We start from the raw sequence: 13,980 nt of genomic DNA on the forward strand, positions 1-13,980 counted from the left end.
ATAAACTTAATTTGATAATTTAAACTAAAATCACTAGGAAAATGACTGTGCTCAACAATAATTTTAAACAAAAAATTTCAAGTTTACAGGATAAGGAACAAGCCTCTCTAAAGAATCACAATGATACAAAACAAGATTTTAATATATTTACGATCTTGCGTAAGACAGGTGAAGAAGTTGGTTTGCACTCTCGCTTCCTTGCCGAATTACTCAATAGAAATGCTAGTCATAAAATAGCAGACTTTCAACAATTATTCATTGAAACCGTATTAAATAATGCCATAGCAACACAAGAATGGAATCGAGAAAAATTAAGTCCTAAAGATGACTACAGTTGTGAAATTGAATATAGTTTTCGTAATTCAGATCATGGTAGAGCTGATATCATTCTCAAAAACAAAAACAACGTTATTGTTGTCGAAAACAAGACTTATGCTTTTGATCAAAAAGGTCAACTGGCTAAATATTATAAAGCGTGCCAAGAATTGGGCTATGACGATAAAAATATTTACATAGTATATTTAAATCGTTTCGGGGATGATGTGTCGCCCTATGGACAGGGAAATATTAGTAATGAAGACTATGGCGTGATTAGCTATAAAGAGGATGTTTTTAACTTTTTAAAACTATGTAAGGCAAAGGTAGTAGATTATCCGCATATAGAACAGACTATTGAGCAGTATATTAATACTGTTGCTCGGATTACAGGTCAAACAAGGAATGCGAAAATGAAACAAGAGTATGTAGTATTTTTGGCAGATGAAAATAACTTTAAAACTGTCTATAAACTGAGCCAGAACTTTGAAACCATTCAAAAAAATATTCAGAACGATATGTGGGATGACCTATTGGCTTATCTTAAGGAGAGAAATCTAGCGTTTACCTTTTGTGATAATCAGTTATCAACCTATAGTCAAGAAAAAGCAGTAAAGCAGTATTTCTCAGGTGGCAGCACTAAAAATAAAGCTAAGACCTATGGAATTTGCTACAAAATAGTAGATAAAGGTGACATAGAGGTTTACTGTTATGTTGAATTAAACCATCGTTTGTATTACAGCGTTACTCTAGTAGAGAAAGATGGGGTACGTCTGCCAGAATATCCAACCGACCTTGAAGGCTTTAAAGATAAGGTTATAGCATTACGCAAAAACTGGGAAGGTAAAAATAAGAAGAAAAACTTAGGTGGAATTATTTATCCGCAACGCCCAGTCAACTTCAAAAAACCTAACGCTAATTTTTTCGATATTATCAACGAGAAGAGTCGCAAAGAGTGGGTTGCTGAAACTGCTGACGATGTTATTCAACTAATTAATGATGTAAAGAGTATTTCATGAAAATCAAAAACCATCCAAAACTAAAAAAACTCGCCTTGAAAGCACAAAAAAATATCGTCAAAAGACTGCTTGGTCTGCCCAAACCTGTCCTACGCAAAATCGCAGGCGACCCTATCGTTATAGACGGTCAAATATTAGATGTCTCAGTACAAGTCATTCTAAAGCTATTTGGTCCACCGCCCAATCACCTAGCTAGCGTTGCCAGCACACGTAGACAGATCGATGCACAAGGGCCTTTACTGGCGCAGTCTGACCATAAAGACATCGTTAGCGATGACTTTCAGCTTGACGTATCAGGCGGTGACAGCATAACCCTACGTCGTTATCGCCACCGAAAGGCTGGCAAAAACAATCAACCTGCTCTAGTGTTTTATCATGGTGGCGGTTATGTCGCAGGCTCGCTTGAATCCCACGATTTGGTCTGTCAGCATTTGGCAGCGGATGGTAATTGCACCGTCATCGCGGTCGATTACCGCCTTGCGCCTGAGCATCCCTTCCCTACTCCTGTCAATGATGGACTGGCCGCTTTCCGTTATATTGCGAGTAATACCGACAAGTTTGGTGTTGATGCGACGCGTCTGGCGGTCGGTGGTGATAGTGCGGGTGGCAATTTAGCGGCGGTCGTCGCGCAGCAGACCAAAGACGATGATTATGCGCCAAAGTTACAATTATTATGGGTGCCTTGGGTCGATATGAGCCGTGAGTATGAATCGTATGAGCTTTTTGCGACGGGTTTCTTTTTAGAGCGCGTCAAGATGCGTTGGTTCCAAGAGCAATATATAGAGGATGCAACCGATACCACAGATCCGATGGCATCGCCGATATTTGGTGATTTAAAAGGCATTGCCCCTGCTGTCATTTTGGTAGGAGGATTTGATCCGCTGCGCGATGAAGGCGTGGCTTATGCAGACAAACTTAAAGGCGCGGATGTAGAGACTGAGATTATGGTCTATAAGACTTTGCCACATATATTTCCTCTATTAGCAGGTGAAATAGCAGATGCCAAAGTTGCCTTTGATGATGCGACTCGTGCACTTCGCGGTCTGTAGGATAACGCTTATAAATATTAAGAAGCAGATTAAATGAATCCGCTTAGTCAGCTACTAGCAGAACAATTAAACCGTATAAATTATTAGACGTTATGGCAAAATGAATGGACGCAGGAAAGTTTAAAGAATCGATTTCAACGCCAGTTCTACTAATAGTCCTAGCGCTAAATTACTATAATAATCAATCATAGGAAGTATTTATGAGCACTCAAGAAAAACAAGCCATCACTGTCATTGCCACTATCAAAGTCAAACCTGAGCACGTAGAGCAGGTCAAGTCTGAGATGGTTAAATTAACCCAAGCGTCACAAGCTGAACAAGGCGCTATTCAATATAATATACATCAGGATAATGAGGATTCTAGTAACTTTATTACTTATGAGGTTTGGGAGAATAATGAGTCTTTGGAGCAGCATGGAAAAAGCGCGCACTTTCAAAACTTTGTTAAAGCAACAGACGGCATGATCGATAACTTTGTCATCAAGCAAACGACGCTTATCGCTTAGATATTTGAGGAATGTACCATTTCATTTGTGACACTACATCTCTTTGAATATGTTGCTTGGGTGTTCTAGAATTGGGAAATTTTCTCCAAACGCTATCCTTTGGAGTTATCTATAGCGCCCGCTCCTGTGCTAACCAAGACATAAGCGAAAAGCGAGATTAGCTCCCATACTTCTAAAAACAAAACCGCACAACTTAAACAAACTCCCGCTCAACATTCATCACCCGCGCGTCCACAGTACGTTCTATCTTCTCCTCAATCTGACTACACTGTGACTCAACCTCACGTTTAGACAGCCCAACGATCACAAACGTCCACTCACTGGCGTCGTGCCGATCACGCTCACCGCTCTCACAGACGGCGATGCTTGGCGTATTGCCAAAGCGCGCGTGCAAGCCGCCCATGCGTTGGCGTTTTTCTTTTAGCGAGCTACACCCAGGCAAGGAGAAAGTTAGCGTCAAGATAGCGATATGCATAAGTTTTCCTTTATCAATATGACCGTCGTTTACAGGTCATGGTATCATCAAGCACGCTTGGTGCATGGTCAGCAACTTGTAAGATATATTATCGTACCCATAACTATAAGACTAAAATTGCCTCAATATGAACTAAAGAGATTTAACCATGACAAAACATTATGATTATATTGCCATCGGTGGCGGTAGCGGCGGTATTGCTTCAATCAACCGCGCGGCGAGCTATGGCAAAAAGTGTGCGATTATCGAAGCGGAGCAATTGGGCGGCACTTGTGTCAACTGGGGCTGCGTACCCAAAAAAGTGATGTGGTACGGCGCGCAAGTGGCTGAAGCGATTGAGAAATATGCGCCAGATTATGGCTTTGATGTCGAGTTAAAAGGCTTTGACTTTCAAAAGCTGGTCAATAGTCGTCAACAATATATCCAAAACATTCATCGCTCTTATGATAATAATTTGGCAAAGAACGGCGTTGAAGTGATAAAAGGCTTTGCCAAATTCGTCGATACCAATACGGTCGAGGTCAATGGCGAGCAGATTACCGCTGACCATATTTTAATCGCGACGGGCGGTCATCCTATTTTTCCTGATATCAAAGGCGCAGAGCACGGTATCGATTCTGATGGGTTCTTTAGATTGAACCATCTACCAAAACGGGTGGCTATCGTCGGCGCAGGATATATTGCCGTTGAGATCGCAGGCGTGCTCAATAGCTTGGGTGCTGAGGTGCATCTGTATGTGCGTCAGCATTCGCCGCTACGCTCGTTTGACCATACTATCGTAGAGGCATTACTGATAGAGATGGAGCAAGACGGTATTCAATTGCATACCGAAACGACGCTCACTGAAGTCAATAAAAACGACGATGGTAGTTTGGAGTTATTCACTAAAGACGGTAGTCTTGATACGGTCGAGTGTTTGATTTGGGCGATTGGTCGTGCGCCTTCGACCGACACTATCAACTTAGACGTCACAGGGGTTGAGACGACGGACAATGGTAAAATTAAAGTTGATAAGTTCCAGAATACCAATGTTGAAGGTATTTACGCGGTTGGCGATATTATCGAGCACAGTGTTGACTTGACGCCTGTGGCTATCGCGGCAGGTCGCAGGTTATCTGAGCGCTTGTTCAATGGCAAGACTGATGAACATTTGGTCTATGATTTAATACCGACGGTTATCTTTACCCATCCGCCTATCGGTACTATTGGCTTGTCTGAGATTGACGCAATCAAGCATCATGGTAAGGATAATATCAAGTGCTATACCTCAAGCTTTACCTCGATGTATAGTGCGGTGACTCAGCATCGTCAAAAGTGCGTGATGAAGCTTGTATGCTTAGGCGATGACGAAAAAGTCATCGGTTTGCATGGCATCGGCTTTGGGGTAGATGAGATGATTCAAGGGTTTGCTGTCGCGATTAAGATGGGCGCAACTAAGGCTGACTTTGACGATACTGTTGCTATTCACCCTACGGGTTCAGAAGAGTTTGTGACGATGCGCTGAGTATGGTGTACTAATTGATGATGCGCTCGTTTTTATTGTCTGAGTCAAAATCAAAAGGCTATTCTTGATAGAATAGCCTTTTCTGGGACAGTCGTGTCGATAAAGACAGTGTTTAATATCTTAGGTTACTGGCTACAAGTACCTTTTACACCAAGTTTTAGATCAGATATTGCCTCCCTACCTTCACTTTCTGTTACTTGCTTTAAACCCGCACCGCCAACGAACAGACCAGGTTTAATATACTGTTTTATAAAATAGTTCTGACCGGTAGCTGTGTTAACCATCAAATCATTTGGCGAAAACTCAGACTCAGTAGAAACTTTATGCGCCCTATTACCTAATACTTCATGATAAAAAAACGTTCCGCGTGCGGTCTCTCCGATACATTCATCATCTACCCATGTGTCTTTTTTGAGGGCAGCACCGATCACACTATTACTACGATAAATGTATAAGCCAGCATTGCCATCACTAGGGGCGTTGACTTGCTTAATAACATTTGAGACTTCTGCTTGCTCCGTTGGAACGGACGCACAACCAACAAACAAACTTGAAACAGCGACGATAAAAACGATCTTTTTTAGCATAATATTTCTCTAAAGATAAGGTGGATGTGTAGTGGTCACTTTATTTTTTTAATATTAAATCGCTTTGGTATAAATAACTTATAGACACATAGCTCAGCTCTAATTACCCAAAACCCATTCATCATTCACTTGATACACTCTGAAGTTCCCTTTATTAGTGCGGCTATTGCCCGCAACCGTTTGAGTAATGTCAGCGGTGCACATATAAGTATTGTCACCCTCAGTCGCATCACAATTGACATCGTCCACGCTCTCAAATGTTGGCATCATGCCTGCCATCATACCGCTCATAGCCTTTGCCATCTCATCGTTACCTGCTTGTGACATCGCATCATCCATCATACTACCTGCTTGCTCATACTGATCTTCGATTAAGCCCTCAACCGTGCTAGCAGAAGGCGCATCAGAACAAGCAGCGAGCAATAGAGCTGATAATGCAATTATTGATGACATTCGCAAACCATTCATATTAATCCCAATATATCTATAGTGTTACATTACTATACAGAATTATTTTTTAAAACCCAACTTAATTTCTAAAAATTTGTTTATAAACATAAAACCATTCGTTTGTACTTCAATATATTTAGGAAGTTTAAGATGCAACAGACAGATATGACAATCTTGATACTGCTATGATGATTTAAATAATAATAGTTGCGAGATGATTGTGTGGCAAATTTACCTTTATATCCTACCTATAGGGCTTGGGATTATGACCTTAGCAGCAAGTCTACTATGTCTGTTTGCATACCTTATGTCTGATGACAACGCCACGCGCTTGCCTGCCTTTAACTGGTTTAAGCGCTTAATTATCGTCGCGTTTTTGCTCTTAAGTGTCGGGCTATTTATGACCTTTGGGCACTTTTGGGGACAGCAAAGGTAGCGTTATGAATTGACTATTTTTTCAAGCTCTAATAGCTCCAAATCTTGCCTTTTAGGCTCGCCATTATTGCCATCGTTTGGAAATGGCATGCTGTTGCCATTTAATTCATACCCTCGGCGCTGATAGTAAGCCAATAGCTCAGGGCGATGACTCAAAATAGACATAGTCAAACGGCTTGGCTGCTCGCTCTCTTGCTTATTACTGGATAGTAAATGCCGCGTGGCAAAAGTCTCAGCGGCTTCTAAGATAACGTTGCCAATGCCGCACCCTTGTAAGTCTGGATGTACAGCAAACATACCGATATAAGCTTTTTTGCTGAAGTTAACATCCGTTTTTATATTAACTGCGATACAGCCGAGTAGCTCGCCAGTCTCTTCACTATCGCGTTCGCCCGTTATCGTTTTTGGGTACACAAAGAAGTAGTGTTTTGGATCGTTAATAGTGCTCATAAGCTCGGTTTGGGTAATACGTATCCCACCAACCAAATCTGCTTCATTGGTCCAACCCTCCGTCTGTCGATAGCATCGGTTTAACAGATACTCAAGTGCGCCACTATCATCCGCTTGTGCTTGGCGTAAAAACACCTCATTTTTATGTATTTGATTATTCATATCTTGACTCATCGTCGCTTCTCTACTTATCAATAGAACATACAAAAGGCTGACCTAAATCAATAGATCAGCCTTTATAGTAAACCTTATAGCGCTCTAAATATTAGCGCGATAATACCTTTGCTTGATCAACAATATCAAACCCTGCATTTATTTGCGCACGCGTTGGTGCATGACCGCGGCGTAATAATTCAGAGAACGCAATCAGCTCTTTATCACGTCCAAGTGAGCTTGCGGCACTAGCGCGTGTGTTCTCTTTTTCATCATCGAAATAGTATTCGATGTAGTCTAGCGTATCGGGCGAGCCGAATAGAATATTGTGATCAGGCGTCATAGCATGACCACTGTATCGCAGACTCTTACCGTACTGCATAGTCCAAAAGAAAGGAATACGCTCCTCTAACGAGTTGACGTCATCCTCACCCAAGATAGCAGCTGCGGTTACGATGCCATGTTGCAATGCCACACGCCAATGCTCGATACGCATCCGTCCCATTTGATTGGTGGCTTTAGCGATATCACCTAACGCATAAACGCCATCACGCAGTTGTAAATGGTCATCCACTTGTACACCGTCTGGGTCATTCACATCGTTCAATAGCTCAGTACGCGGCGCCACACCAGTCCCCAAGATGATAACATCAGCATCGAGAGTACTACCGTCTGATAGCGTAACGCCAGTAACCTTGCTATCGCCGTTGATTTGATCAACGTTTGCGCCAAAGGCAAACTTGATGCCCTTTTGTTCATGAAGTTTGATCAGAGCATTACTGACCGTTTCTGAGACGATATTGCTCATAACGCGTGCGCTACGTCCGACGATAGTAATAGAAGTTGTCTCGCCTGCCTGCGCTAATGCAGCCGCCGCCTCCATACCGATAAAGCCCGTACCAACGATCACAACCTTTTTATTATCTGTAGCGGTTTTGATAGCCTTGGCATCATCCATACTACGCAGCGTATAGACGCCATCCAAGTCCGCACCTTTGAATGGTGGTACCTTGGGCTCAGCACCTGTTGCAATGACTAAGAAATCAGCACTTTGTTGCGCGCTTTCACCTTTCTCATTTTTTATAACGATGGTGCATTCGTCAGGTAGCACGTCACTCACCGTTTGGTTCAAGCGCAGATCAATATTGTTGTTGCTGGCCCAGTCTTTGCCGCCTAGCAATAACTTATCTTCGCTCATACTCCCTGCCAAAAATGCCTTGGATAACAAAGGACGATTATAAGGCGCTTTGTCCTCCTTACTGATTAAGGTAATCTTGCCACCATAGCCTGTATGACGCAGCTGATCGGCCGTCATAAAACCCGCTCCGCCGCCGCCAACGATAATAGTGTGGGTGTCGGTGAGTTTGTCATTCTCTAGGCGCTTATCCACCTTCGCTGAAGTATCAACGCTCAAGCTATCGCCCTTATCTGTCAGCTCATATTGAGTCAAGCCGCGCATCGCGACTGGCTCCAATAGTTTACCGTCGCGACTATCAAAGCTGGCATGATGCCACGGACAGATCACGCGATCACCGCAGCGCATACCCTCGCCTAAATCTGCACCCGCGTGCGGGCATTTACCATCAAAGGCGCTGAACTCATTATCATCGCGAGTGATTAAAATGATACTATCATCATCTTGCTTGTAGGACTTCATACCACCATTTGGAATGTCAGCTTTATCAATAGTGACGGTATTAATCATAGCGTTGCTCATAAGTTATCCTTAACGGTTGTTATTGATTATCGAGTAAAAAGTAATGCTTGCACTAAAAGCATTCAAATTGTACTAATTGAAAATATGATCCTTCAAAACGTGATCAAATATCAGTGATTTATCGATAGTAGCAAGAGTACCTAGCAGACGCTGTTTATTTGTAGGTTTGCTGCGTTGCAAAACGTAACTTCCAACTACGTAAATAGCCACTCAAACCATCCCTTTAAAAAAGACTGCTTTATGACCACAAATACTTATGACCTCCCTGATATCAAAACCGTTAATTTTGCGATAGTAACGGATACCTCAAAGTTGCCACAGCCAACTATACCTCCCATAAAACAAGCCACTTATAAAACCCATAACAAAGACTTTGTCGTGAACGAAATACTAGATATCGACTTCACGGGAGAAGGTGAGCACTTGTGGCTACACATACAGAAGTTAGGGATGAATACGGCATATCTGGCGAAGCTTTTGTCAGAATGGGCAGAGGTTCCACTGCGAGACGTCGGGTACTCAGGACTCAAAGACCGTCACGCGCTGACGACGCAGTGGTTTAGTCTGCGTTTGCCTTTGCGGCAGTTGCCAGAGTCTGAGTTTGCCCCTGTAGATATCAGCGACAACGAGTCAGTCGTTATCCTCACTCAGCACTGGCATAATAAAAAGCTAAATCGCGGGACGCATAACGCCAATCAATTTATAATTACTTTGCGAGATGTCATCTTGCGAGATATTGAACTTGAAAGTGGTGATCTATCATCTGTAGAACAGCATCTAACTCATATCAGTACGACAGGCGTACCCAATTATTTTGGTCCGCAGCGTTTTGGCTGGCATGGTAATAATATCAAAGAAGCCTTGGCTTTATTTGCGCGTCCCATGCAAGAGAGCAAGCCTCAAACTAAAAAAAGCAAACGAAAACGCGTACCACGAGAGCAAAACTCGATGGAGTTGTCGGCAGCGCGTAGCTTGATATTTAATGAGATATTGGCTGCAAGGGTACGTGACGGCAGTTGGACTGCTGGCCTGGCAGGTGAAGTATTTAACTTAAACGGTTCAGGCTCGATATTTGCTAGCGAACAAATAGACGACACGTTACGCGAGCGCCTTGTCAGCGGTGATATTCATCCGACTGGTGTATTGTGGGGTACGCTCAATGATAAAGTCAGCGGATTAGCCGCGCAGCTCGAAAATGATATTGTAAAGAGTAATCCTCTATTAGAGCAGCTGGCAAAAGGGTTAGAGTGTCGCGATGTCAAAGCGCAGAGGCGAGCGCTACGATTACCGATTGAAAATATGAGTTGGGAATGGCAAAGCGAGCAAGGTAGCAATGAGCAAATATTGGTACTCAGCTTTGCTTTAACAACAGGCAGCTTTGCAACTAGCGTACTCGCTTGCGTGGTTCAACACTTACAGACAGCATGATTAACGTCGTTGTCTTCGATAGTACTATTTGCAATAACGCTGTTTGGTAATTGTCCCTTGTGCCAAAAGCTCGTTGGCACTGATGACTTGATTGCGACCTAGATTCTTAGCTTTATATAGCGCTTTATCAGCGATACAAATAAAATGCTGGCAGATATCATTAGGTAATAGTGCTATATTTTTGTCTGCTACAGACGGTATTTTGTAAGTCATCAGCTCTTTATAATTGATAGTATAAACTCCAAAACTGGCACTGATATCTAGGCTCTCACTATTGTCAATCAAGGCTATAGGATGCTGAGCAATATCTTGCCTCAACTGCTCTGCGACACGCATTGCCTTATCATGTGTGGTATTAGGCAATACGACCAAAAACTCTTCACCGCCATGACGACTTACAATAGGCGTTTTTTCGGATATATCTGATTCTGGCAACGCCGTCAACAGTAGGCTTGCGACTTCTTGTAGTACTCTGTCACCTGTATCATGGCCTTGTCTGTCATTAATGTCTTTGAAGTTATCAAGATCGAGTAAAACAATACTAAAACTTTGCTCAGCTGACATTTGACTCAAAGTTTGTTGCATTCTTTTAAGTCCATAGCGACGACTTTTGAGTTGGGTCAGCTCGTCTTGATTGGCATGCTTTAGACTTTGATCTTTGCTAGCGTAAAGAACCAATAGCAATACTCTAAACACCGCAACGATAAATATCGCTTTGGGTAGCGCCAGATACATATGGGTCAAACGCCAAAAAAAAGCAGAGGAGTGCTGGATTTCTCTCACGCTCTCCCATCTCAGCTCATTGTTTTTAAAGTTGGAAGCGGCGATGGCATTTTCTAAGGTCATCACCTCGTTGTAGGTCAATTGCTGATATACCTCAGGAGGTAGAGAGGTAATGACCAGTTGACTGAGATTGGGCAACGCTATACCAAAATAAGGCAAGGACACTGCAAAGACAATCAAAAAGGTTTGTACCAAAAAAGCGCGCCAAATATAACGCTGCTCAATCAACATCATGCCAAGCATCGCCCCACCGACCAAAGACACCCCTGCGAGCAAGCTGCTATATCCCATAATGACGATAGCAATAGCAATATAGACGGTGTATATAGTGACAAGGATAATCTGCCAATTATGCAAACGTTGATCTAGAGTTTTGATAAGAGAGACGTGACCGACTATCCAAAACGAGAACAGTCCTATGATGGTTATCCATATCCAGACAGGATAGAGAAGTTCCATATCGACATAGAGGCCATAAGTATCTCGATTGAACCAGACAAATAGGCACCACAGCCAATGTAGTGCCACTTCAATCGCCACAAATAGAGCAAATAGTGATGCTCTGTCAGCAGCTTGCCACTCAAATATGATCTGAGTGAGCTTCTTATAGCCCAGCTGATCTACAGATACTGACATGAATAAGTAGCCAAATATTTTTCGCTTGTGTTACTCAATTATATACAAGTGTTAAATGATTACCGCTCTTACTTTGTTACAAGCTTATTCGTATTGTCTGTACCGCACTGTCTCAAATTGAGGTTCTACAATTATTCTAATGCTATGAATACAGTTTAAAGTCCTGCCAAACGCCCTGCTGATCAGGGGTCAAAGTAGGAATATCGCCCAGCTTGCGCCATGGCATATTGCTACCATGAAAGTCGCTACCTGTAGATACACCTAAATTATGTTCAGCAACACTACGATCGACCATGCGCCGAGTACTGAGCGGTTCGCTATCGGCAGGTAACTCGCAGGCATCACCACCAAGCGCGGCGAACTCTTCGATCAGTTTACGTACCCGCGTGGCTGAAAGCTGATAGCGAGTAGGATGAGCCAGTACTGCTTTACCGCCGCAGGCATGAATGAGGGCGATGCCGTCCTCCATACTCAGCGCATCGAGAGCCACGTAAGCAGGTTTGTTGTCAGCCAGATACTTATCGAATGCCTTTTGTACCGTCTTGACCTCACCGCGCTCAAACAATACTTGTCCGATGTGCGCGCGCCCTACTGCTTGGGGATTATTACCCGCTTTGATCAATACCTCCTGCCATAACGTGTCGAACTCAATGTCTAACAGCGCACTTAGTTTTTCAGTGATACGCTGGCCACGTGTAGCACGGCTGTCTTGTAAGTGCTGTAAAGTGGCATGCATCTGCTTGCGATCAGTAAAATCTAGACCCACCACATGAATGATTTTATTGGTGGATTTATTTTTGCCGTAGCCGCCGCTCAAAGTATGCTTGCAGCTGATTTCCACCCCATTGATAAGTTGCATGTCATAAGTTTTAGCCGCAGTACGCGCCTCGTCTATTCCTGCCAAAGTATCATGATCGGTCAATGCTAAAACATCGACACCAGCAACGTGTGCGCGACGAACGACTTCAGCAGGTGCAAAGGTACCATCAGAGCAGGTACTGTGGCAGTGTAAATCGATTTTCATAAGTACAGCCTTATTATATTTAATCCGTGCGTTGATTGCTTTTTTTTAGCCCAGTAGACGTGTAAACTACTCCTTACGTTTTGGTTGGACATTATCCTAGCTATGAAAGCTCTATTAGACTTTATTCCTCTGATTGCCTTTTTTATCGTTGCTCGTAATCAAGGTATCTTGGCCGCGGCAGGTGCTCTGCTTATAGCGACTCTCGTCGTTTATGCTATCCACTTTATTCGTCAAAAAGGCAAACTTGATAAGCAGCAATGGGTGGTTCTCTTGTTGACCATTGCCTTTTGCGGTATTACCTTGCTACTACGCGATGACATCTACTTACGCTGGAAATCGCCGATTATAAACGGGGTCTTTGCCTTTGCCTTGCTCGTAAGCGTAGCGATTAACAAGCCATTAATGCGACTGGCTATGAAAGACGTCTTTACATTAACGATGAGCGGCTGGAAAAGGCTAACCATCGTTTGGGCGCTATTTTTCATGCTGATGGGTGTGTTGCATTATATCACAGCCTTTACTATGTCTAACGAAGCTTGGATTAACTTTAAAACCTATGGCTGGATTCCTATTATGCTCGTCTTCGTCATTGCTCAATTTGTGGTACTAAAAAAGCATGTCAATCCAGCACTGACAGACAAAACTGCCAAATAGATTCGCGACTTTTCTTTTATCGTACACCTGCGATTTTACTCTTAATTAAGGAGTCACCATGGCCTTATTTGCCATTATTGGTCATGACGTTGCCAACAGTCACGAGCAACGCCTAATCACTCGCGCAGAACACATTGCTCGTTTACAATCATTAGACAGTGAACAGCGCTTGATTATCGCAGGTCCTACGCCCATCGAGCATGGTAGCGATTCTATGTCAGGTAGTCTTATTATCGCTGATTTTGATACGCTCAAAGACGCGCAAACGTGGGTAGACGCTGAGCCTTACTTGCGTGATGGCGTGTATAGTCATGTGGACGTCAGACCTTTTATACATACTTTGCCTGCTAACAAGGCTGCAAAATCGTGAATCAGCGGTTATCTAAAAACCATAAACGTAGTCTAATAAGCCTCCTGTTGCTGGCGACGATATCAGCGCAAGCAGCGTCGACAGTAGACACTACTGATAAATCAACTACTCTGCCGATTGCTACCCAAACTGATACCGCTCAGCCTGATTCAGGCTTGGCGCTGTCAGTCGATAATACCTTGGCGGCGCAAATGCAACCCTCCAATCAAGCGTTATCGGATGCCAATCAAGAGCTGCTGGGGCGCAACGCTAAATTGCAACGCCAGATCAACGACTTGCAAACGCAGGTCAATGTCTTGGTGTACGAGAGTAAAGGTCAGCTGTTTTTATACGGCGCGTTTACGGTACTCATCAGCTTACTCGTCGGTATCTTCGTTTCTTGGCTTGTCTTTGTACGCCGTGAGCGCTGGTAATCTGCTTTTATT

The 13,980-nt window shown here is 43.3% G+C and carries 16 protein-coding genes; 9 read left to right on the forward strand and 7 right to left on the reverse strand.

What is annotated here, in order from left to right; translation table 11 throughout:
• Positions 1-47 precede the first annotated feature (47 nt).
• The 3 genes from ACR64G_RS09380 to ACR64G_RS09390 all read left to right on the forward strand — a co-directional run bounded on the left by ACR64G_RS09380 (position 48) and on the right by ACR64G_RS09390 (position 2,889).
• Positions 48-1,334 (forward strand): PD-(D/E)XK nuclease family protein, encoded by a 1,287-nt coding sequence (locus tag ACR64G_RS09380; protein ID WP_435979031.1) that lies wholly within the window; start codon positions 48-50, stop codon positions 1,332-1,334.
• A complete protein-coding gene (locus ACR64G_RS09385; RefSeq protein ID WP_435979032.1) occupies positions 1,331-2,383 on the forward strand; it encodes an alpha/beta hydrolase in 1,053 nt (350 codons plus the stop codon). Before ACR64G_RS09380 ends, ACR64G_RS09385 begins: the two co-directional genes overlap by 4 nt.
• A gap of 200 nt (positions 2,384-2,583) precedes the next feature.
• The gene (locus ACR64G_RS09390) at positions 2,584-2,889 is read left to right on the forward strand and encodes a putative quinol monooxygenase (RefSeq protein ID WP_435979033.1); all 306 of its coding nucleotides are present in this window, start codon (positions 2,584-2,586) and stop codon (positions 2,887-2,889) included.
• Between the two features lie 193 nt (positions 2,890-3,082).
• Here ACR64G_RS09390 and ACR64G_RS09395 read toward each other — a convergent pair whose 3' ends face one another.
• Entirely contained in the window at positions 3,083-3,364 is a 282-nt protein-coding gene (locus tag ACR64G_RS09395; RefSeq protein WP_435979034.1) for a DUF503 domain-containing protein, read from the reverse strand.
• Positions 3,365-3,512: 148 nt separating this feature from the next.
• On the opposite strand from ACR64G_RS09395, the gene gorA reads away from it, so the two are divergent.
• Positions 3,513-4,868 carry a glutathione-disulfide reductase gene (gene gorA, locus ACR64G_RS09400; protein WP_435979035.1) on the forward strand — a complete coding sequence of 452 codons (1,356 nt, stop codon included), beginning with the start codon at positions 3,513-3,515 and terminating at the stop codon, positions 4,866-4,868.
• Positions 4,869-4,993: 125 nt separating this feature from the next.
• On the opposite strand, the gene ACR64G_RS09405 is transcribed toward gorA, so the two are convergent.
• Both ACR64G_RS09405 and ACR64G_RS09410 read right to left on the reverse strand, forming a co-directional pair.
• Entirely contained in the window at positions 4,994-5,455 is a 462-nt protein-coding gene (locus tag ACR64G_RS09405; protein WP_435979036.1) for a DUF2846 domain-containing protein, read from the reverse strand.
• A gap of 99 nt (positions 5,456-5,554) precedes the next feature.
• Positions 5,555-5,908, reverse strand: coding sequence for a hypothetical protein (locus tag ACR64G_RS09410; protein WP_435979037.1), 354 nt, complete (start codon positions 5,906-5,908; stop codon positions 5,555-5,557).
• A gap of 262 nt (positions 5,909-6,170) precedes the next feature.
• Between ACR64G_RS09410 and ACR64G_RS09415 the strand changes: the two genes are divergently transcribed.
• Positions 6,171-6,341 (forward strand): hypothetical protein, encoded by a 171-nt coding sequence (locus ACR64G_RS09415; RefSeq protein WP_435979038.1) that lies wholly within the window; start codon positions 6,171-6,173, stop codon positions 6,339-6,341.
• 2 nt (positions 6,342-6,343) lie between these two features.
• Here ACR64G_RS09415 and ACR64G_RS09420 read toward each other — a convergent pair whose 3' ends face one another.
• The gene (locus ACR64G_RS09420) at positions 6,344-6,952 is read right to left on the reverse strand and encodes a GNAT family N-acetyltransferase (RefSeq protein ID WP_435979039.1); all 609 of its coding nucleotides are present in this window, start codon (positions 6,950-6,952) and stop codon (positions 6,344-6,346) included.
• A gap of 103 nt (positions 6,953-7,055) precedes the next feature.
• Positions 7,056-8,660: an FAD-dependent oxidoreductase gene (locus ACR64G_RS09425; protein WP_435979040.1), complete on the reverse strand. Its 1,605-nt coding sequence runs from the start codon at positions 8,658-8,660 to the stop codon at positions 7,056-7,058.
• A gap of 240 nt (positions 8,661-8,900) precedes the next feature.
• Between ACR64G_RS09425 and truD the strand changes: the two genes are divergently transcribed.
• Entirely contained in the window at positions 8,901-10,088 is a 1,188-nt protein-coding gene (gene truD / locus ACR64G_RS09430; RefSeq protein ID WP_435979041.1) for a tRNA pseudouridine(13) synthase TruD, read from the forward strand.
• A 24-nt stretch (positions 10,089-10,112) separates the two neighbouring features.
• On the opposite strand, the gene ACR64G_RS09435 is transcribed toward truD, so the two are convergent.
• Both ACR64G_RS09435 and ACR64G_RS09440 read right to left on the reverse strand, forming a co-directional pair.
• On the reverse strand, positions 10,113-11,507 hold the full coding sequence (locus tag ACR64G_RS09435) for a GGDEF domain-containing protein (protein ID WP_435979042.1): 1,395 nt from the start codon (positions 11,505-11,507) through the stop codon (positions 10,113-10,115).
• Positions 11,508-11,649: 142 nt separating this feature from the next.
• The gene (locus ACR64G_RS09440; RefSeq protein WP_435979043.1) at positions 11,650-12,531 is read right to left on the reverse strand and encodes a PHP domain-containing protein; all 882 of its coding nucleotides are present in this window, start codon (positions 12,529-12,531) and stop codon (positions 11,650-11,652) included.
• Between the two features lie 102 nt (positions 12,532-12,633).
• On the opposite strand from ACR64G_RS09440, the gene ispZ reads away from it, so the two are divergent.
• The 3 genes from ispZ to ACR64G_RS09455 are packed head-to-tail and all read left to right on the forward strand — an operon-like array spanning position 12,634 to position 13,968.
• Positions 12,634-13,185, forward strand: coding sequence for a septation protein IspZ (gene ispZ, locus ACR64G_RS09445; RefSeq protein WP_435979044.1), 552 nt, complete (start codon positions 12,634-12,636; stop codon positions 13,183-13,185).
• A gap of 58 nt (positions 13,186-13,243) precedes the next feature.
• On the forward strand, positions 13,244-13,555 hold the full coding sequence (locus ACR64G_RS09450) for a YciI family protein (RefSeq protein ID WP_435979045.1): 312 nt from the start codon (positions 13,244-13,246) through the stop codon (positions 13,553-13,555).
• Positions 13,552-13,968: a hypothetical protein gene (locus tag ACR64G_RS09455; RefSeq protein ID WP_435979046.1), complete on the forward strand. Its 417-nt coding sequence runs from the start codon at positions 13,552-13,554 to the stop codon at positions 13,966-13,968. Before ACR64G_RS09450 ends, ACR64G_RS09455 begins: the two co-directional genes overlap by 4 nt.
• Positions 13,969-13,980: the final 12 nt, after the last annotated feature.

The sequence above is a fragment of the Psychrobacter sp. DM4 genome (assembly GCF_051307035.1).
GTDB lineage: Bacteria > Pseudomonadota > Gammaproteobacteria > Pseudomonadales > Moraxellaceae > Psychrobacter.

Bases quoted from the DNA above. Each gene is read 5' to 3' on its own strand.
- ACR64G_RS09385 (WP_435979032.1), top strand. From the start codon at position 1,331: ATGAAAATCAAAAACCATCCAAAACTAAAAAAACTCGCCTTGAAAGCA.
- truD (WP_435979041.1), top strand. From the start codon at position 8,901: ATGACCACAAATACTTATGACCTCCCTGATATCAAAACCGTTAATTTT.
- ispZ (WP_435979044.1), top strand. From the start codon at position 12,634: ATGAAAGCTCTATTAGACTTTATTCCTCTGATTGCCTTTTTTATCGTT.
- ACR64G_RS09395 (WP_435979034.1), bottom strand. From the start codon at position 3,364: ATGCATATCGCTATCTTGACGCTAACTTTCTCCTTGCCTGGGTGTAGC.
- ACR64G_RS09450 (WP_435979045.1), top strand. From the start codon at position 13,244: ATGGCCTTATTTGCCATTATTGGTCATGACGTTGCCAACAGTCACGAG.
- ACR64G_RS09425 (WP_435979040.1), bottom strand. From the start codon at position 8,660: ATGAGCAACGCTATGATTAATACCGTCACTATTGATAAAGCTGACATT.
- ACR64G_RS09410 (WP_435979037.1), bottom strand. From the start codon at position 5,908: ATGTCATCAATAATTGCATTATCAGCTCTATTGCTCGCTGCTTGTTCT.
- ACR64G_RS09405 (WP_435979036.1), bottom strand. From the start codon at position 5,455: ATGCTAAAAAAGATCGTTTTTATCGTCGCTGTTTCAAGTTTGTTTGTT.
- ACR64G_RS09435 (WP_435979042.1), bottom strand. From the start codon at position 11,507: ATGTCAGTATCTGTAGATCAGCTGGGCTATAAGAAGCTCACTCAGATC.
- gorA (WP_435979035.1), top strand. From the start codon at position 3,513: ATGACAAAACATTATGATTATATTGCCATCGGTGGCGGTAGCGGCGGT.
- ACR64G_RS09415 (WP_435979038.1), top strand. From the start codon at position 6,171: ATGACCTTAGCAGCAAGTCTACTATGTCTGTTTGCATACCTTATGTCT.
- ACR64G_RS09440 (WP_435979043.1), bottom strand. From the start codon at position 12,531: ATGAAAATCGATTTACACTGCCACAGTACCTGCTCTGATGGTACCTTT.
- ACR64G_RS09390 (WP_435979033.1), top strand. From the start codon at position 2,584: ATGAGCACTCAAGAAAAACAAGCCATCACTGTCATTGCCACTATCAAA.
- ACR64G_RS09420 (WP_435979039.1), bottom strand. From the start codon at position 6,952: ATGAATAATCAAATACATAAAAATGAGGTGTTTTTACGCCAAGCACAA.